The organism is Cryobacterium arcticum (genome assembly GCF_003185895.1).
GTDB classification, from domain to species: Bacteria; Actinomycetota; Actinomycetes; order Actinomycetales; family Microbacteriaceae; genus Cryobacterium; species Cryobacterium arcticum.
Genome location: NZ_QHLY01000012.1, coordinates 1,576,576 through 1,594,677 on the forward strand (window position 1 = coordinate 1,576,576; position 18,102 = coordinate 1,594,677).

Sequence of the window (18,102 nt, forward strand, 5' to 3'; positions counted from 1 at the left end):
CCTGAAGCTCCGGACGGCAAAATATTAACTCCGCCGGCGCGGCAGAATCAAGTTCCTTTTTCGGCGATTTTCGTATATGACGGATGCCTCGGCGGTGCCGCGGTGCCGAGCACATGATTCGGTACAGAGCGGTCGCTCCCGCGCGAGGGCGCCGCCGTGGGGTACCGTCGAGGTGACATCCGTGACACGGAGCGCGTGGGGAATGGGGCAACGGTGAGAGGCAATGGTTCGCCCGCGACGATGCAGGATGTCGCCCGCCTCGCCGGGGTCTCCGTCAAGACCGTCTCCAACGTGCTGTCGGGCTACGAACACGTCAGCACCCGCATGCACGACCGGGTCATGGCCGCCGTCACCGAGCTGGACTACGAGATCAACATCTCGGCCCGCAACCTGCGCTCGGGCCGTACCAAGGTGATCGGGCTGGCCGTGCCCGAGCTCAGCCAGGCCTACTTTGCCGAGCTCGCGGATGCCGTCATCCGGGCCGCGAAGGCGCACGACTACACCGTGCTGATCGAACAGACCAGCACCGACAACGACGAGATCGCCACCGTCGCCGCCATGCGCCGGCACGCCATCGACGGCCTCATCTTCAGCCCGATCGCGCTGGGCCCGGGCGACGTCAGCGGCCTGTCGGTGGACTTCCCCGTGGTCGTGCTCGGCGACTGGGTCGAGGGAAGTCCCGCCGACCACGTGACCTTGCCCAACACCGCCGCAATCCGCACGGCCACCGAGCATCTGCTCGACCTGGGCCGGCGCCGCATCGCCGTAGTGGGCGCGCACCCGGAGGGGCCGGTGGGCACCAGCGCCCTGCGGTTCAACGGCTATGCCGAGGCGCTCACCGCCCGGGGTATCGAGGTCTGCCCCGAGCTGGTGGCGGATGTGCCGCTCTGGCACCGCGCCGACGGTGCGGCCGCCGTGACGCAGCTGTTGAATGCCGGCACCGAGTTCGACGGGCTCGTCTGCTTCAACGATGCCCTGGCCCTGGGCGCCATGAGCGCCCTGCAGCAGGCGGGCCGGCGGGTGCCCGAAGACGTCGCCGTGGTGGGCTTCGACGACATCGAAGACGCGCGCTACTCCACCCCGGCGCTCACCACCATCTCCCCCGGCCGCGAAGAGTTGGCCCGCCTGGCCGTGGACCGCGTGCTGGCCCGCATCGAAGCCGGCGGCGAGGCCTCTGCCACCGTGCACGTCGAGGTCGGCTACTCGCTCGAGGTGCGCGCCTCCACCGTTTCGGTCTCCTCCGCGACGTAGACCCCCCCCCCCCCCCNCGTACTCCTCCACCGAGGGCGCGGTCCATGCGATTCGCACCGGGTGTTGACAGCATCCGGACGATGGCGTACCTTCAAATTTACATCGATGTAAATTGCATCGGATGTCCCCTTCCAGAGCTTCCCGACAACGCCGTGGGAAGCAGATAGCAGGTACCCAGTGAAGAAGCTGATGGCCGCCTTTGCGGTCTCCGCCGTCGTCGTCTCCGGCCTCGCCGGATGCTCCGCCGACACCCCCGCCGCCAGCGACGGCCCCGTCGCCCTCACGTTCTGGCACGGCTACACCGAGGCCGACGGCGACGTGCTCAACGGCATCGTCGAGGACTTCAACGCCTCCCAGGATGACGTGAAGGTCACCCCCCAGACCAAGACCTGGGCCGTGATCGACGACACCCTCCTCACGGCGCTCTCTTCCGGCGAAGGCCCCCAGATCGTCGCCATGCCGGCAGAACGCCTGCCGGTCTACGCGTCGAAGAAGGCCCTCGTCAACCTCGATGACTTCTACGCTGACGACACCAGCAACACCGCCGAGCTGAACACTGAGGCCGTGGCGATGGAAACCGTCGACGGCTCCAAGTACGGCGTGCCCACCGGCTTTGTTCCGCTGTCGGTCTTCTACGACAAAGACAAGCTCGCCGCCGCCGGGATCAGCACCTTCCCCACCACCTGGGACGAGTGGGTGGCCGCGGCAAAGGCCACCACCATCGACGCCAACGGTGACGGCACCCCGGAGCAGTACGGCCTGGCCCTGCCCGACCACGGCACCGTCGGCAACGGCGTCTGGGCCAGCCTGTTCGAGGGCGGCGGCGGCTCGATCACCAACGACGACGGTACCGAAGCCACGGTCGACTCCGCGGAGAACATCGACACCCTCACCTACTGGGCGGATGCCGTTGCGAAGGACGCGATCTCCCCGACCGGGCTCGACGGCATCGACGCCGACGCCCTCTTCACCTCGGGCAAGGCCGTCATGCACATCGGCGGACCGTGGATGACGGGCCTCGCCACCGACGCCGGCATCAACTACGGCATCGCGCCCATCCCGGCCGGCCCCGAAGCGCAGGCCTCCTCGGCGATCGGCGTGTCGATGGCCGTGACCGCCCAAGCGAGCGAGGCCGAGCAGGCCGCCGCGGAGAAGTTCCTGGCCTACTTCAACGAGAAAGAGGTCGCGACCGAGTGGTCGCTCGGCTCGGGCTGGCCGGCCCTGCGCACCGACGTGACCCCGGAAGACGTGAACGCGAACGCCACCGTCGCCGCCCTCACGGAGTTCTCCGACACCAGCCGCGCCCTCCTGCCCGGCGTCGTCAACAGCACCGATGTGCTCACCGCCGTGGACGAAGCCACCCAGAAGGCGCTCGCCGGCGGCGACCCCGCCGAACTGCTCACCGCCGCGCAGGCAGCCGTGCAGCAGGCGCTGGACAACTGAACAGGAACCCGATGACGACTTCCACACTGCACCGGCGCCGACCCCGGCGCCCGCCCGGCCAGCTCGGCGGCCGGCGCCCGCTCAACGACGGCTTCCGCCGCCGGGCCGTCGTCGTCGGGTTCCTGGCCCCGGCCCTGATCATCCTCACGGCCTTCGTGGGCTGGCCGATGCTCTCGGCCCTCCGGCTCTCCTTCACCGACGCCAGCGGGTTCGGGCAGGAGACCTGGGTGGGCCTGGCGAACTACGCCCGGGTCTTCACCGACTCGAGCATCCTGCAAGCCATCGGCAACACCGCGTTGTATGCGGTGTTGTTCACCCCGATCGCCCTCGTCGTGGCGCTCGTGCTCGCGCTGGCGGTGAACAGCCCGCAACTGCCCTTCCGCGAGTTCTTCCGCACCACCCTGTTCCTGCCGTTCATCGTGTCGCTCGCCGTGGCCGCGTTCGCCTGGTCGTACCTGCTCGACCCGCAGATCGGCCTGCTGAACTATTGGCTGCAGGCTGTGGGCATCCGCATTGGCAACGTTCTGGAAGACCCGGCGCTCGCCATGCCCACCGTGGTGCTCGTGGCCGTGTGGAAGAGCTTCGGCTTCTACATGGTGATCTTCCTGGCCGGCCTGCAAGACATTCCCAAGAGCCTGTACGAAGCGGCCTCCCTCGACGGGGCCAACGGATGGCGCCGGTTCACCAACGTGACCTTCCCGATGCTCAGCAACACCATGGCGTTCGTGGTGGTGATCGCCCTGATCGCCGCGCTGCAAGCCTTCGACCAGATCTACGTGCTCACCGGCGGCGGGCCGTACCGCAGCACCCAAACAATCGTGATGGAGATCTACCAGTCCGGGTTCAAGGACCTCGAACTCGGCTTCGCCTCCGCGCTCTCCTACGTACTGCTGGTGGCGACCCTGCTGCTCAGCCTCGTGCAGTTCCTGTTCTTCGGTCGGCGTGGAGAGGACACCAGCTCATGACCAGCACCCTCAGCCGCCCGGCGCTCACTCCGCCGGCCGCATCCGCCCGCACGACGGCCCGACGTCACCGGCGTTTCAAGCTCTCCCGGGCGCTGTACCTCGTCGGCTTCCTGATCGTGACGGCGGCGATCATGCTCCCCGTGATCATCATCGTGCTCACGGCGTTCAAGCCAGCGTCCGAGGTCAACGCCTACCCGCCCACCCTCGCTCCCACCGTCTGGACGCTCGACAATTTTCGGGCGATCTTCTCCGAGTTGCCGTTCGCCCGGTTGATCGGCAACAGCTTCGTGTTCGCAGGCGGGGTCACCCTGTTTGCGCTGGTCTTCGACTCGCTCGCCGCGTACGCGTTGGCCCGGCTCGATTTCCGCGGCAGCAAGGTGCTCTTGATTGTGATCATCGCCAGCCTGATGATCCCGTTCCAGGCCACCCTCATTCCGATCTACCAGCTGGTCTCCGACCTGGGCTGGGTGAACACCTTCGCCGGCCTGATCCTGCCTCGGGCGGCGGATGCGTTCGGCATCTTCTTCCTCCGGCAATTCTTCCTCTCCCTGCCGCGCGACCTCGACAATGCCGCCCGCATCGACGGGGCGTCGGAGTTCCGGGTGTTCTGGAGCGTGGTGCTGCCCAATGCCATCCCCGCACTGCTCACGCTGGGCATCTTCACCTTCGTCAACAACTGGAATGACCTGCTCTGGCCGTTGGTGTTCACCACCGAATCCGACCACGGCACCATCACCTCGGGGCTGACCCTGTTGACCGGGCCCGGCGGCATCATTCCGCAGGGCGTGATGATGGCCGGAGCGCTGATCGCCGTGCTGCCGTTGGCGATTCTCTTCCTGATGGTGCAGCGCCGCTTTATCGAAAGCGTCGCGAGCAGCGGCCTGAAATAGCCCACCGCATCCCTCCCTCTTTCTTCACTTCCCACCGAATCGAGCAACATGACCTGGTTTGACGACGGCCGACTGCACTACGCGGTCGGCATCGAGGACACCTTCGTGCCGCAGTCCCGCCCCGGCGAGCGCGCGATCGACGAGTACGAACTCACCGAGCACTACGCGCAGTACGCCGGCGACCTGCAACTGGCCAGCGATGTGGGCGCCGAGATGGTGCGGTGGGGTGTGCCGTGGCACCTGGTGGCCGCCGAGCAAGGCCGCTGGGACTGGTCGTGGGTCGACGGCGTGATGGCCCGCTTCAACGAGCTGGGCCTCCGCCCGGTGATCGACCTGCTGCACTACGGCACGCCGCTCTGGCTCGAGGGCCAGTTCTCCCACCCCGACTACGCCGACCACGTGACCGAATACGCGCAGCGTTTCGCCGAGCGATACGGCGACGTTGCCACCGATTACACCCCGGTGAACGAGCCGGTCATCCACGCCCTGTTCTCCGGCGAGTACGCCTACTGGCCGCCGTACCTGTCCGGTCCCACCGGCATGGTGTCGATCGCCACGTCCCTGGCCGAGGGGTTCGTCAAGACGCAACGCGCGATCGCCTCTGTGCTCGGCGACCGGGCGACGTTCGTGCACGTGGATGCGGGCATCCGCTACTCCGGCGACCTGGATGCGCCCGAGCACGCGGACACCGTGACCCGGCTGCGTCACCAGGGGTTCCTGGTGGAAGATCTGGTGACCGGGGCGGTAGGGCCGGACCATCCACTGCTCGGCCAGCTGGAGCGCGGCGGCGCCGACGACACCCTGCTCGACTGGTTCCGGGCCCACCCGGTGCGACCCGATGTGATGGGGGTCAACTACTACCCGTTGCACTCCACCGAGGTGTTTGAGGCGGGCGTGCACCACAGCGGCGGGTTCGCCGACCCGCGCCCCTACGAGGACACCGGCACGGAGGGTCTCAAGGAGGTGCTCACCACCTGGGCCGACCGGTACGGCGCACCCGTGATGCTCACCGAGACCAGCGTGACCGGCACGGTGGACCAGCGGCGGGGCTGGTTGGACGCCTCCGTCGCCGCGTTGCACGAGCTCAAGGCCGACGGGGTGAACGTGGTGGGTTACACCTGGTGGCCGCTGTTCGACATGTACGAGTGGACCTGGCGGCACACCCAAGCGCCCCGCGCCGACCACCTGCTCACCATGGGGCTGCACGATCTCGTGGAGACCCCCGCGGGTGCGCTCGCTCGCCGCCGCAACCCGGTCGCCGACTCCTTTCAGCGGCACGCGACGGCGGCCCGCCTCGCCGATGCCGACCTGGCGCCGGCCGACGTCGTCGCCTGACCTGCACCTTCGCTCCTACTTACCCCTTCACCTCCCTGACGAACGGATCTGCGATGCCGCACGCCCACTTGACCCTGAACCCGCGCTCCTCCATCGGGCCCATCGATCGCCGACTATTCGGCTCGTTCATCGAGCACCTCGGCCGGGCCGTCTACGACGGCATCTATGAACCGGGCCACCCCAGCGCCGATGAGAACGGGTTCCGCGGCGACGTGCTGGAGCTGGTGCGCGAACTCGGTGTCTCCACGATTCGCTACCCCGGCGGCAACTTCGTCTCGGGGTTCCGCTGGGAAGACAGCGTGGGGCCGGTGGAGAAGCGCCCGACCCGGCTCGACCTGGCGTGGCACTCCACCGAGTCGAACGAGGTGGGCCTGCACGAGTTCCAGACCTGGCTCGACGCGGCCGGCAGCGAGCTGATGCTGGCCGTCAACCTAGGCACCCGCGGCACCGCCGAGGCCCTTGACCTGCTGGAGTACGCCAATCTGGCCCAGGGCACGGCGCTCGCCGATCAACGTCGGCAGAACGGCCGGGAAGCCCCGTTCGACGTGCGGATGTGGTGCCTTGGCAACGAGATGGACGGCCCGTGGCAGCTCGGTCACCGCTCCGCCGACGACTACGGCAAGCTCGCGGCGCAAACCGCCAGAGCGATGCGCTCCTTCGACCCCGACCTGCAGCTGGTGGTGTGCGGCTCGTCGAGTTCGACCATGCCGACCTTCGGCGAGTGGGAACGGGTGGTGCTGGGGCACACCTACGACGACGTCGACTTCATCTCCTGCCACGCCTACTACGAGGACCTCGGCGACCGGGCCAGCTTCCTGGCCTCCGGCGTCGATATGGACCGCTTCATCGAGCAGGTCGTCGCCACCGCCGACCACGTGGGCGCGGTGCGCGGCAGCTCGAAGCGCATCCAGCTCTCGTTCGATGAGTGGAACATCTGGTACAACACCCGGTTCGAGAATGTGGACAAGATCGCGGGCGTCGACAACTGGCCCACGGCTCCCCGGCTACTCGAAGACGTCTACACCGTCACCGACGCCGTGGTCTTCGGCAGCCTGATGATCTCGCTGCTCAAGCACGCCGACCGGGTCACCAGCGCGTCGCTAGCTCAGCTGGTCAACGTGATCGCCCCGATCATGACCGAGCCCGGCGGACCGGCCTGGCGACAGACCACCTTCTTCCCGTTCGCGGCCACGTCGGCCTCCGCCGTCGGCCGGGCGATCGACGTGCAGCTGCAGAGCGACTCCTACGCCACGGCGAAGTACGGCACGGTTCCGGTCATCGACGCGGTGGGCGCGTGGAACGACGATGCCGGCACCGGGGCGGTGTACGTCGTGAATCGGTCCGAGACCGAAGCCGCGGAAGTGATCATCGACCTCTCCCACCTCGGTGCGGACGTGTCCATTACCGCGCAGACGTTGAGCGACCCCGACCTGGACGCGGCCAACACCCCGACCGACCCGGACCGGGTGCGCCCGGCTGCCAACCCGACGGTCGTCATCGTGGCGGGGATCGCCACGATCACGTTGCCTCCGGTGTCGTGGACCGAGGTTCTGGTGACCGCGCCACTTATCGCCTAGGCCGATCGGCCGCCCGACGCCGTCGACAGGAACCCATGCGGCAGCTTCGCACCCTCCGGCCCGGAAACAGCCGCTGCTAGGGTTCGGGCATGACTGTGACGGGCGCGAACGAACTACCTGATGCGGGCCAAACGACAAGCCTCCCCCGCCCCCTCGGCGTGTGGCTGTGGCTCGGCATCGGGGCCGGGTCGGCGGTGGTGGGCCTGCTGCCCTGGATCATCACGGGTATGCGCCTGCCGCTGCAGAACCTGTGGGACGCCGCCACTCTGCCGGAGCAGATGCCGATCGGGTTGCTGCCGTTCAGCCAGTACGCCATCACCCTCATCGCCGGCATTCTCGTGATCGGCGCCGCGATCGCCGGCGTCGTGGGTCGGTCGTTTCGGGACAGGCTGGGCCGGCACGGGTTCGCGACCCTGGCCGCGGGAGTGTTCGGGGCGCAGCTGATCGCGATCGTGCAGACCGCGGTGGTGGTCGGGGCGGGACTTCGGCCGGGCACCGAGTCGACGATCTACCTCGCTGCCGTCGTCGCGGTCGCTGCGGCATCCGTCGTGGTTGGCGCGGTCGTGTTCGTGCTGATCGCCCGCACGTCCCGCCCGGGCGCCCTGATCGGGCTGAGCCTGGCGGCCGTGGCCGCGGGCTGGTGGGTAGACGCGTTGATCGCACCCAGCGCCGGGCTCGTCACGCCGCTGCAAACGACGCTGCTCGGGCTGGCGCAGTGGCTGCCCGCGATTCTCTGCGGCGTCGCGATCGCCTGGTGCGGCATCCACAGCGTGGGCCGGATCATCGCGGCGCTGGTCGCGCTGACGGCGGTGGTGATCGGACCCGCTCTGGCGACCGCCGTCACCGCGGCTGCCGGCACGCGGGTGCTCGCGCGTTACCCGGCCGAGATGCTCGACTACGGCGCGCAGGTGTTCCAGCAGGTGCTGGTCACCCCGGAGCTCACACTGCGCCCGCTGCTGACGACGCTCGTGGTCGCGGCCGCCGGGCTCGCACTGCTGGCGGTACGGCGGCGGCGCTCAGCTGAAGCCTGAACTGGGGGTCGCCCAACCGGCATTGTTCTACTAACATTACAAACATGTTGTTTCGAGTAGACCAGGCGTCGACGGTGTCGATCGCCGAACAGTTGGCCGTGCAGGTGCGCGCCGCGGTGGCCGACGGCACCCTCGCACCGGGCACCCGGCTGCCGCCGGCCCGCGAGTTGGCCAGCGCCCTCGACATCAATATGCACACCGTGCTGCGCGCCTATGCGCAGCTGCGGGACGACGGCCTGCTGGAGATGCGCCAGGGTCGTGGGGCGTCGGTGCGGGCGGATGCCGGTGCCGGCACGGTGCGCCTGGCTGAGCTCGCGGATGCGCTGCTCGCCGAGGCGCGCAAGCTCGGCGTCTCCCTGCCCGATGTAGTGACTTTGATCCAGACGAGAGGCTGAGCCATGACGAACCAGACCCTATTCGAGACCGGGCCCGCGCTCACCCCACGCGCCACCCGACGAGAGCGCTTTGCGGCGGCCACACTCTGGCTGCCGGTGCTCATCGTGTCGGTCACTGCAACACTCTGGTATCCCCGGCTACCCGCGATGCTGCCTATCCAGTGGGACGGCACCGGAGTCACCTCCACCGCCCCAACCGTGGTGCTGATCGGCATCACCGGAACCATCGCGCTCGTCGCAGCAGTGGCCGGGCTCATCGCCCTCGCCGGCGCTGCGGCCGACATCCGCCGCGGTCTGGTGTTCGCCGCCGGCTGTGCCGCCGGCCTCAGCACCGGTGTCTGGCTGGTCTCCGCCGGGCTCGTGCTGGTCACCGGTACGTCGGAGCCCAGTGCGGGCGCCTGGCCGCTGCTCGGGGTGCTGGCCGGCGCCTACGGGCTGATCCCGTTGGCGCTGTCACCGCGCCGGCCGGTGGAGCGGGAGCTCCACTCCCCCACCTCGATGCCGCTGAGCGCGAGCGAGACCGGCGCCTGGTTCACCGTCGTGAAGGTGCCGGTGTTCCTCTGGTTGGCGGGAATCCTGGCCCTCATGGCGGTGGCAATTGCCGCCCTCAGCGTGGTCCTGGGCGGTGCCGGCGCCGGTTCCACCGTGACGGTGGGCTTTGTGGCCGTGCTCTGCCTGGGGTTTGCCCGGTTGCGGGTGACCGTCGACCGGCGCGGACTTCGGGTGGTCTCCGGCCTGCTGCGGGTGCCGCTGCGGCGGCTGCCGCTTGACCAGATCGTGTCGGCGCGCGCCGAGCACATCCGGCCCACCGAGTGGGGCGGCTGGGGCTACCGGGTGCTGCCCGGCCGGTCGGCCATCGTGGTGTCCGGTGGACCCGGCATCGTGGTGCAGCGCACGAACGGCACCCTGTTCGCGGTGACGGTGCCCGAGCCGGAACTGCCGGCCGCGCTGCTCACCGCGCTCGCGGCTCGCTGACCGATCGCGGCTCAGGACACTGGTGCGAACTTGGCGATCGCGGCCGGCGTCACCGGCTGGAAGACGCTCACCAGGGTGCCATTCGCCCGGTCAGAGCGCGGTCAGGACGCCGGTCGGCATTTGCCGAGTGGGCGCTCATTTCCGAATAGAACACAGTCACGGCGCGGTTTCACCCTGCGATTTCCGGAATTGAGTCGTCGCGGGCGCCGTGTGACCCCCTCCCGCCTCGAGCTTCAGTCCAGCGTGGTCGTCGAGCCGCTCCAACTCCGCAATCAGGCAGCTCACGTATAACCGTCGGAGCGACTCGACCGTCGGCAAATCGGCGGCTACAGTTCACACGAACCACACCGAGAGCTCGGAAGGGAAGAACAATGTCGTACCAGGCCTACCTCGACGCGATCGAAACGAAGACGGGCAAGACCCCTCAGGAGTTGCTCGACGAAGCCAGCGCCCGCGGCTTCGATTCGACAACGAAGGCCGGCGACGTGGTCGCCTGGCTCCGTGACGACTACGGCGTGGGACGCGGTCACGCCATGGCTCTCTACGGAGTTCTGAAGAACGGTGCGGACGGCGCGGTCCCCGACAAGCACGTGGGGGCGCCCGGAAGCCACCGCGACGAGTCCTCGACCCTGCGACTCGACGGCCTCGCCAAGCGCGAGAGCTGAATCAGGCCGCGTCGCTGGTGGCCTGTCGGTGACGGGTTACTCGTCGTCGGCCAGGAGCACATCGATCTTGAGTTCCTGCATGCGCACATAGGTCTTGAGGGCGCGCAGCGCAGCAAGGAGCACGATGAAGACGAGCACCAGCAGGGCTATCACCGCCAGCACAAAGATCACGTAAACCGCTGAATAGAGGGTGAAAGTGTCCATGTGCTGATCTTAGGAGGTGGGCAGATTCACCTGCGGCACGAACGCCACCCCCGGATGAATCCCTGAGCACATGGGCGTTGGGCACCCACACCTCAGCGTGCCTCGGAAATAGTGACCTCAGAAGGAAAGCGTGAGCTAAAAAGGACGGAATTCGATGGGTGATCCTTTTTTGCCGCCTATTTCCTTCTGAGCTTGCGTCGCTCAGCCGTGCAGTACACCGGCCGATGATTCCGCCGATCGGGCGACACAACGTGGCGGTGCCTGCCTAGCCTCGCTCTTCTGCGGCCTCTGTCGGCTCACAGGGTCTCGACCTCGCCAGATCAGCGGTACTGACGGCGCGGGCAGGAAGCGCCGCGGCCATACACTGAGGCCACGCGCACGGATCGGGCGGCATCCCTGGCTGACGGCGACCGATTAGACAAATGGGGGAATCTTGTGAGCGACCAACAACATGGCCAGGTGGCAGTGGCTGCCGGCTGGTATGCCGATCCCAGCGAAGAGACACAGGTGCGGTGGTGGAGCGGCACCGGGTGGACAGAGCACGTGGCACCGGCAACTCCGGTCACGCCACTCCCGTCGGTCACGCCGGTAGCCGGACCGCTCAGCGGACTCCCCGCCGCATCCGCCGTGGGGGCTCTCGCCGACCAGGAGAGCAGGGCGCTGGCCGATCCGGCGGCCATGGGCTCCGAACGCCGATCGGGAACGGTGTGGGTGTGGGTGCTCGCCTTTACGCCATGGCTGTGGACGCTCACCGGCTTCTTCGCACTTGTCACTGCTGGTTCTCCGCTTGACGCATCGCCGTGGGACTCGTATCCGCAGGTTTGGGTGCCGTTTGCGCTGACCGTGCTTTTCGCCATTCTGGATGTGCGGCAGCTGCGCACGTGGCACGGCACGGCGGCGCACTGGACGTGGGCATTGCTCGGCGCGCCGATCTACATCATCGCGCGTACCGTTGTACTCAGGCGGCGAGGCAAATTCGGCACCGCCCCGCTGTGGGTGGTACTGGTCAACATGGTGGTGGCTCTCGCCCCGTTCCTCCCATTGGCGGGCCTGTATTTTGTGACCGTCCTAATGGGCTTGCACTCGTTCTTCTCGGGCAACTAGCTGCCCGCGGTCTGCTGCACGGTCGCAACTGTGCCCAGTGCGGACTTCTGCGTCCGGCGCACCGGGCGCAAATGTCCGCACCGGCAACAGGTGCACCGTCGATGCGCCAGACGTCTCGGCCTCGAACCGAGGATAGGCCCGTGCAGGCCAGCGACCGGGCTAGCGCCCGAGCGCCGCCACGAACAGCACCGCGAATCCCACGACGCACGTGATGGCGCCGGCGCCCCGCGTGCGCAGTCGAGGCACCCGCACTCCGTAGAAGGCCATCGCGCCGATGATCAGAATCACCGCGCCCACCGCGGCGAGGAGCTTGAAGAACCCGCCTCCCAGGATGAGCAGAACGGCCACGAGCAGGCCGCCGCCCGCAAGCAGCCAGCGGGTGCGGGGCGGAATGCGGCCGTCCGGTCCGCGCAGGCGGGTGAGTAGACCGGGCGAGCTCGGCGTGGTGGGCTGGGCTGGGTACTCCCGGTAATACGAGGGCTCACGCTGGTCGGGCACAGGCGGAGTATCGGGCGGCTCGGGGGCTGGGGACCCGCCGGTTATTGCGGCACCGAACGGTTGAAGCGGATGGCACACGGGCCGGGTGTCATGGCATTCCTCTCGGGCGGCGAGCGCGACAGTCGAAACCTAGCAGCTGCACGGCCGCGCGCCCTACGGCGGCCAATACACTGGGGCATCGGGCGGCGCAGCTGGGCGGGCGAAGCGCTGCACCGATCACAATGAGGGGGAATCTCGTGAGCGAACCGACGACGGATGCACCAGCGGCCGGCTGGTACCCCGACCCGAGCACCGACACCCAGCTGCGCTGGTATAACGGCGTGGAATGGACCGACGAGGTCGCACCGGTGACCCCGGAGGAGCCGGTGACGGATGTGGCCGCGGTGGACGTACCGGATGCGTACGCACCGGCGGCGTATGCGCCGACGGCCTATGTGGCGGCGGCCTCTGCGCCGGCGGCCTCTGCGCCAGCGGCCTATGCGGCGGCGGCAGGTGTGCCGGCGATGGCTTCGGATGGCTCGAGCCGGTGGGGCACCGTATCGGTCTGGCTGCTCGCGTTCATGCCCTGGCTCTCCACCATCAGCTTGATCGCGGCCGGCATGATGAGCATCTATCCCGCCAACCCGGACTGGTGGTGGGTGAGCGCGTTGTTGCTGCCCTGGGTGCTAACTGTGCTCCTGGCGGTGCTCGATGTGCAGCGGCTGAAGCAGTGGCTGCACACCAACGTGGCGTCGTGGGCGTGGGCGCTGCTGGGTGCGCCGGTGTACCTGATCGCCCGGCACGTGGTGCTGCGGCCCCGGGCCCGGTTCGGGTCGGCGCCGATGTGGGTCGCGATCATCAACATCGCGCTCGCGGTCGTGGCCGCAGGCTTGGCACTGCTGGCGGCAGGCGCGCTCGTGGTCTACGTCATCGCGGAGCTCGATCGGTCGATGAGGGGGATCAACTAGTCGACCAGCGACGAGCGGGCGGCGGGCCCAAAGGCACTGGGCCGCGGGGGCGGCTCGCTGGTACCGTTGAAGCGGTGTCGCCCCGGGATTCAGGGCCTTCTGCACCGACAAGCTAGCGGGGGAACGCACCAGATGGTCGCAGTCGACGCACGATCCAGCTCGAACGGCGTCGAGCGCGTCCGCCTCCGGGCAGCCATTCCCACGCTGTTGCACCGGCCCACCGGCATCCTGCAGGGAACCCGCTGGTTGTTCACCTGGCTGGCTCTGCTGTCGTTGGTGCTCTGCGTGCCCGGCCTCGTCTCCACCGTCAGTGCACACCCGCTTTCCCTGCTGCTCGCTACGGTCTCGGCGCTGGCACTCTGCGGCTCTCTGATCTACGGCTTCCTGCGGCAGCGCGTGCCCTTCGCCCTCGAGATCGTCGACGCCCTCGCGATCACCGCTTTCGCCCTGGCCGGCCCGGTTCCGGCCGCGGCGACGCCGCTTATCTTCGCGGCCGCCTGGCAGCGAACCCTCTACGGTTCGCTGTGGCAGTCGGTGGGGCGCGGCGTGTTGTACACCGCCGCTGTCGTGACCATGACAGTGTGCTGGCCGCTATTTCCCGGGCACGCGATCGCGCCCGATCTGGCCCGGCAGGGCGCCACGATCTCGGTCGTTCTGCTCATCATCCTGGTGGCCGGCCAGCTGCGCAGCGGGCTGATGGCGCACGACTGGGCGATCGAGCGCGACACCGCCCTCACCGAGACCGGGGCGAAGCTTCTCGGCATGACCGACGGCGACCAGATCCGCACACTCGCCTGGACCACCGCCGCGGCGCTCGGGTCGTCCACTCCCGGTCTGCGGGTGCTCAAAGTGGCGTGCAACGGTGCCGGCTACGCCGTGGGCGCCCGCACCGGCGACTTCGCCGTGCCGCCCGTGTCGCTGCCGGGTGACATGCTCGACACGACGACCGCCGACGGCGTCGCCATCGTGGTGAACCAGCAATCGTTGGATGAGGCGACCGGCAGCGTGCTGGTCTGGGAATCCGTCTCACTGACCGAGCAGACCGAAGAGGCCTGGCTGCTCATCGGTGCTCCCAAACGGATTCCCACCGGCACTGTGCTGTCGGTGCGCAGCCTGATCAACCAGGTGAACCTGGCCTTGCGCAACAGCAACGCCCACCAACAGCTCAAGGCGCAGGCGCAGCACGACACCCTCACCGGCCTCCACAACCGCCTCTCTTTCACCACGCAGCTGGGTGTCGAACTCGCCGGCCACCCGGCCGACGGCCTGCACGTGCTCTTCCTCGACCTGGACGACTTCAAGGACATCAACGACCAAATGGGACACCGCGCCGGCGACGCCGTACTCACCGAGGTGGCCGAACGGCTGCGGCACTGCATCCGCCCGAACGACATCTGTGCCCGGCTCGGTGGCGACGAGTTCGCCGTGGTGCTCACCGGCGCAACGGATGACGTGGCCTCCGCCATTGCCCAGCGCATGGTGGGCTCGCTGGCCGCGCCCATCCTCGTGAATGGGCGGCCGTGCCGGATCGGCGCGAGCGTCGGTGTGGCCACCGCCACCCCCGGCATCGACATCGATGACCTCGTGCACCAGGCCGACGTGGCGATGTACGCCGCGAAGGCCAACGGCAAGGGACGTGTGCAGATGTTCCGGCCCGGCCTGCTGCAGAGCGAGTCGTCGGTGCTCACCTTCGAACGCCAGCTCGACCGGGCCGCCGGCGGCAACGAACTCGTGGTGCACTATCAGCCGATCGTGTCACTCACCGACCTGCACTGCACTGGCGCCGAGGCACTGGTGCGCTGGCAGCATCCGGAACGCGGGCAGCTGCTGCCGACGGAGTTCATTCCGCTGGCCGAGTCCACCGGCGCGATCGTGGGCATCGGCACGTTCGTGCTGCGGGTGTCCTGTATGGATGCGATGACCTGGCCCGAGGCGCGACCGGGCGTGCCGATGACGGTGCAGGTGAACATCTCGGCGCGGGAGCTGGAGAGCGATCACTTCGTCGACTCGGTGCTCTGGTGCCTAGCCGACAGCGGGCTGCCGCCCGAGCGTCTGACGCTCGAACTGACCGAGAGCGTGGTGCTGGAGTCGGTGGCCGCGGTGGAACGGTTGAAGACCCTCGCCGCGCACGGCACTAGGATCGCCATCGACGACTTCGGCACCGGTTACTCGTCGCTGTCCACCTTGCGCACTCTGCCGATCTCGGTAGTGAAACTCGACGCGAGCTTCGTGGCCGGGGCGCTGAACAGCCCGGTGGATCGCAGTCTGGTGGAGGCGATCGTGCAGATGAGCAACAAGCTGGGTATCACCACCATCGCCGAGGGTGTGGAACGGCCGGAGCAGCAGGAGTTGCTCGCCCAGATCGGCACCGATGCCGCGCAGGGGCACCTCTACTGCCCGGCGGTGCCGATCGGCGATCTGCAGGCCTGGTTGGCGCTCGCCGAGCGGGGCCACATCCGCTGAGCGTCCCTACGACGCCGCCAGCCGGGCCCGCTCGGCGAGCACGTCGAAGTCGGCGGCCGGCCAGGTGAGCACCATGTCTCGCAGCGCCTTCAGCAGCAGTTGCTGCACCGCCAGCCGGGCGAACCACTTGCGGTTGGCGGGCACGACGTACCAGGGCGCGAACGCGGTCGAGGTGCGCTCGAGCGCGGTCTGGTACGCGGCCTGGTAGCCGGGCCACAGCATCCGCTCGTCGATGTCGCCCGGGTTGTACTTCCAGTACTTGTCGGGCCGTTCCAGGCGTTCCATCAGGCGCGCCTTCTGTTCGGGCGCACTGATGTGCAGCATCACCTTGATCACCGTGGTGTTGTCGTCAAAGAGTTCTTCCTCGAACTCCCGGATCTGGCCGTATCGCTGCTCGATCTCCTCCGGCGGGGCGAGCTGCTTGACCCGGCCGATGAGCACGTCTTCATAGTGCGACCGGTCGAAGACCCCGATCAGGCCGGCCGTGGGCACCTCTTTGCGGATGCGCCAGAGAAAGTCGTGCCGCAGCTCGGCCTCGGTGGGTGCCTTGAACGCGTGGTGGCTGACGCCCTGTGGGTCGACGGCTCCCACCACGTGGCGCACGATGCCGCCCTTGCCCGAGGTGTCCATGCCCTGCAGGATGAGCAGCACCTTGCGGTTGTCGCCCGCGCGGCTGTTGGCGAAGAGCTGCTCCTGCAGCGCGGAGAGTTCGGCCGCGCCGGCAGCGAGCGCGGCCTGGCCATCCGCCTTGTTGCCGGCGAACCCGGGTGTCGACCCCGCGTCGACCGTGCCGAGCACGAACCCCGGCGCCACCTTGAGCAGGTTCGCGGACTCGTCCGACCAGGTGGGGGCAGACTTGATGTTCTTGGCCACGGGGTTCCCTTCGTAGGAGGCCATTCTGCCCCGGCCGCCGCCCCGGGGCGAGCGCGCCACCCCGCTGGTCGAGCACCCGACCCGCTGGTCGGGCACCCCACTCGCTGGTCTAGCACCACCCCGCTGGTCGAGCTTGTCGAGACCCGGTGACCCGGTGCGCGAACGCGGGTCGGCTCACGAGGTCTCGATAAGCTCGACCAACGATCGTGGCGAGGTCTCGGCCGGCGAACGGGCGAAGTCTCGACAAGCTCGACCGGCGAACGGGGCCGGGCGCCTACGCCTCGGCCAGCACCTCGTACCGTGACTGGGTGAACCCGGCGCCGAGCTCACGCGTGCTCACGTGTCGCAGGTGCACATCCGCATCCAACGGGCCGAACAGCGGGATGCCCGTGCCGATCAGCACCGGTGCCCGGCTGATCACGATCTCCCGGATCAGCCCCGCGCGCAGAAAGCTCTGGATGGTGCGGCCGCCGTCCACATAGACGCGGTGCAGCCCCTCCGCGGCGAGGGTTCTGAGCACGTCGTCGAGGGTGGCGTGCGCCGTGGTGTCGGGCTGGGCCAGGGCCCCGGCGGTGCCCACCAGGGTGCGGCTGAGCACCAGCATGCGCTTGCCGGCGTAGGGCCACTCGGGAAAGGCGCTGACGGTGTCGAACGTGGCGCGTCCCATCACCAGGGCGTCGACGCCGGCGAAGAACTCGTCGTAGCCGGTCTCGCCCAGCGCGTCGCCGGCGGCGGTGAGCCAGTCGAAGTCGCCGTTCTCCCTGGCGATGAACCCGTCCACGCTGGTGCCCACGAACACGCAGCCCACCAGCGGCGTGCGGGCATCCGTTGGGCTGGTCTGGTCGATGTCTGAGGTCATGCCAGCACGCTAGCAGCGGCCGCCGACCTCGGCGAGGGGTGCGCATCCGTGGCCGCCGCTGTACCGGGGTGTCCCCCGGGCGCGGTACGGTTTCAGCTATGGATCGGATGTACGGCGGATCGAACGCCGACAGTCTGCGGCCGGGGGCCGGCATTGACGACGAGCATGAACACGAGCTGCTCGAGATCGCGGCGGCACGGGCACTCGACAAGCATCGGGTCTTCCGGCGGCGGTTGTCGCTGGCGGCCGCGGCGGGCATGATCCTGGTGACCGGGCTGGTCGTGCACTTCGTCACCGTCGGGGTCGTCGGCGATTTCGTGGCGGATGCGCTCTATGCGGTCATGGTCTACCTGATGCTGTCGTTCGTCTTCGTGCGTCGGCCCAGCTGGCAGGTCGCGATCGTCGCGATCGTGGTCTGCGTGGGCATCGAGCTGTTCCAGCTCAGCGGGGTGCCGGCCGACCTTGCCGAGGTTTTCCCACCCGCACGGCTGGTGCTCGGCACCACCTTCACCCCGGTTGACCTCGTGGCCTACGTCTTCGGGGTGGTCGTCGCCGCGGCCGTGAACACCTGGCGGCGGCTGGACTGACGCCGTGGCGGGGCTGCGGGCGCGCCGACCGGGCGCCGGG

At 68.5% G+C, this 18,102-nt stretch carries 18 protein-coding genes; 14 read left to right on the forward strand and 4 right to left on the reverse strand.

The genetic code is table 11. From position 1 onward, the window contains the following. Positions 1-213: 213 nt before the first annotated feature. The 10 genes from CTB96_RS17105 (at position 214) to CTB96_RS17150 (ending at position 10,527) form a co-directional block, all read left to right on the forward strand. Entirely contained in the window at positions 214-1,251 is a 1,038-nt protein-coding gene (locus CTB96_RS17105; RefSeq protein ID WP_181397320.1) for a LacI family DNA-binding transcriptional regulator, read from the forward strand. 177 nt (positions 1,252-1,428) lie between these two features. After that, positions 1,429-2,694 carry an ABC transporter substrate-binding protein gene (locus CTB96_RS17110; RefSeq protein ID WP_110128001.1) on the forward strand — a complete coding sequence of 422 codons (1,266 nt, stop codon included), beginning with the start codon at positions 1,429-1,431 and terminating at the stop codon, positions 2,692-2,694. Between the two features lie 11 nt (positions 2,695-2,705). Further along, positions 2,706-3,659 carry a carbohydrate ABC transporter permease gene (locus CTB96_RS17115; RefSeq protein WP_110128002.1) on the forward strand — a complete coding sequence of 318 codons (954 nt, stop codon included), beginning with the start codon at positions 2,706-2,708 and terminating at the stop codon, positions 3,657-3,659. Beyond that, positions 3,656-4,549: a carbohydrate ABC transporter permease gene (locus CTB96_RS17120; RefSeq protein ID WP_110128003.1), complete on the forward strand. Its 894-nt coding sequence runs from the start codon at positions 3,656-3,658 to the stop codon at positions 4,547-4,549. Before CTB96_RS17115 ends, CTB96_RS17120 begins: the two co-directional genes overlap by 4 nt. A 48-nt stretch (positions 4,550-4,597) precedes the next feature. After that, positions 4,598-5,884: a family 1 glycosylhydrolase gene (locus tag CTB96_RS17125; RefSeq protein WP_110128004.1), complete on the forward strand. Its 1,287-nt coding sequence runs from the start codon at positions 4,598-4,600 to the stop codon at positions 5,882-5,884. A gap of 53 nt (positions 5,885-5,937) precedes the next feature. After that, a complete protein-coding gene (gene arfA, locus CTB96_RS17130) occupies positions 5,938-7,461 on the forward strand; it encodes an arabinosylfuranosidase ArfA (protein ID WP_110128005.1) in 1,524 nt (507 codons plus the stop codon). 89 nt (positions 7,462-7,550) lie between these two features. Further along, positions 7,551-8,492: a hypothetical protein gene (locus tag CTB96_RS17135; RefSeq protein WP_146215847.1), complete on the forward strand. Its 942-nt coding sequence runs from the start codon at positions 7,551-7,553 to the stop codon at positions 8,490-8,492. A gap of 44 nt (positions 8,493-8,536) precedes the next feature. Further along, the gene (locus CTB96_RS17140; RefSeq protein WP_110128007.1) at positions 8,537-8,887 is read left to right on the forward strand and encodes a GntR family transcriptional regulator; all 351 of its coding nucleotides are present in this window, start codon (positions 8,537-8,539) and stop codon (positions 8,885-8,887) included. 3 nt (positions 8,888-8,890) lie between these two features. Continuing rightward, a complete protein-coding gene (locus tag CTB96_RS17145; RefSeq protein ID WP_110128008.1) occupies positions 8,891-9,862 on the forward strand; it encodes a hypothetical protein in 972 nt (323 codons plus the stop codon). 371 nt (positions 9,863-10,233) lie between these two features. After that, entirely contained in the window at positions 10,234-10,527 is a 294-nt protein-coding gene (locus CTB96_RS17150; protein ID WP_110128009.1) for a DUF4287 domain-containing protein, read from the forward strand. Positions 10,528-10,563: 36 nt separating this feature from the next. Here CTB96_RS17150 and CTB96_RS20620 read toward each other — a convergent pair whose 3' ends face one another. Then, positions 10,564-10,731, reverse strand: a complete 168-nt coding sequence (locus CTB96_RS20620; protein WP_181397321.1) for a hypothetical protein — start codon at positions 10,729-10,731, stop codon at positions 10,564-10,566. A gap of 459 nt (positions 10,732-11,190) precedes the next feature. Here CTB96_RS20620 and CTB96_RS17155 point away from each other — a divergent pair, with 459 nt between their 5' ends. Beyond that, positions 11,191-11,835: a DUF2510 domain-containing protein gene (locus CTB96_RS17155; protein WP_181397322.1), complete on the forward strand. Its 645-nt coding sequence runs from the start codon at positions 11,191-11,193 to the stop codon at positions 11,833-11,835. A 159-nt stretch (positions 11,836-11,994) separates the two neighbouring features. Here CTB96_RS17155 and CTB96_RS17160 read toward each other — a convergent pair whose 3' ends face one another. Further along, on the reverse strand, positions 11,995-12,333 hold the full coding sequence (locus CTB96_RS17160) for a hypothetical protein (RefSeq protein ID WP_110128011.1): 339 nt from the start codon (positions 12,331-12,333) through the stop codon (positions 11,995-11,997). 236 nt (positions 12,334-12,569) lie between these two features. On the opposite strand from CTB96_RS17160, the gene CTB96_RS20625 reads away from it, so the two are divergent. Both CTB96_RS20625 and CTB96_RS17170 read left to right on the forward strand, forming a co-directional pair. After that, the gene (locus CTB96_RS20625; RefSeq protein WP_248283426.1) at positions 12,570-13,280 is read left to right on the forward strand and encodes a DUF2510 domain-containing protein; all 711 of its coding nucleotides are present in this window, start codon (positions 12,570-12,572) and stop codon (positions 13,278-13,280) included. 132 nt (positions 13,281-13,412) lie between these two features. Next, positions 13,413-15,743 (forward strand): putative bifunctional diguanylate cyclase/phosphodiesterase, encoded by a 2,331-nt coding sequence (locus CTB96_RS17170; RefSeq protein ID WP_110128012.1) that lies wholly within the window; start codon positions 13,413-13,415, stop codon positions 15,741-15,743. A gap of 6 nt (positions 15,744-15,749) precedes the next feature. On the opposite strand, the gene CTB96_RS17175 is transcribed toward CTB96_RS17170, so the two are convergent. Both CTB96_RS17175 and CTB96_RS17180 read right to left on the reverse strand, forming a co-directional pair. Further along, complete coding sequence (locus CTB96_RS17175; RefSeq protein WP_110128013.1) at positions 15,750-16,640, reverse strand: PPK2 family polyphosphate kinase; 891 nt, start codon at positions 16,638-16,640, stop codon at positions 15,750-15,752. Positions 16,641-16,890: 250 nt separating this feature from the next. After that, positions 16,891-17,475 carry a dihydrofolate reductase family protein gene (locus CTB96_RS17180; RefSeq protein WP_110128014.1) on the reverse strand — a complete coding sequence of 195 codons (585 nt, stop codon included), beginning with the start codon at positions 17,473-17,475 and terminating at the stop codon, positions 16,891-16,893. Between the two features lie 98 nt (positions 17,476-17,573). On the opposite strand from CTB96_RS17180, the gene CTB96_RS17185 reads away from it, so the two are divergent. Then, positions 17,574-18,062, forward strand: coding sequence for a ribosomal maturation YjgA family protein (locus tag CTB96_RS17185; protein ID WP_248283428.1), 489 nt, complete (start codon positions 17,574-17,576; stop codon positions 18,060-18,062). The last annotated feature ends 40 nt before the right edge of the window (positions 18,063-18,102 follow it).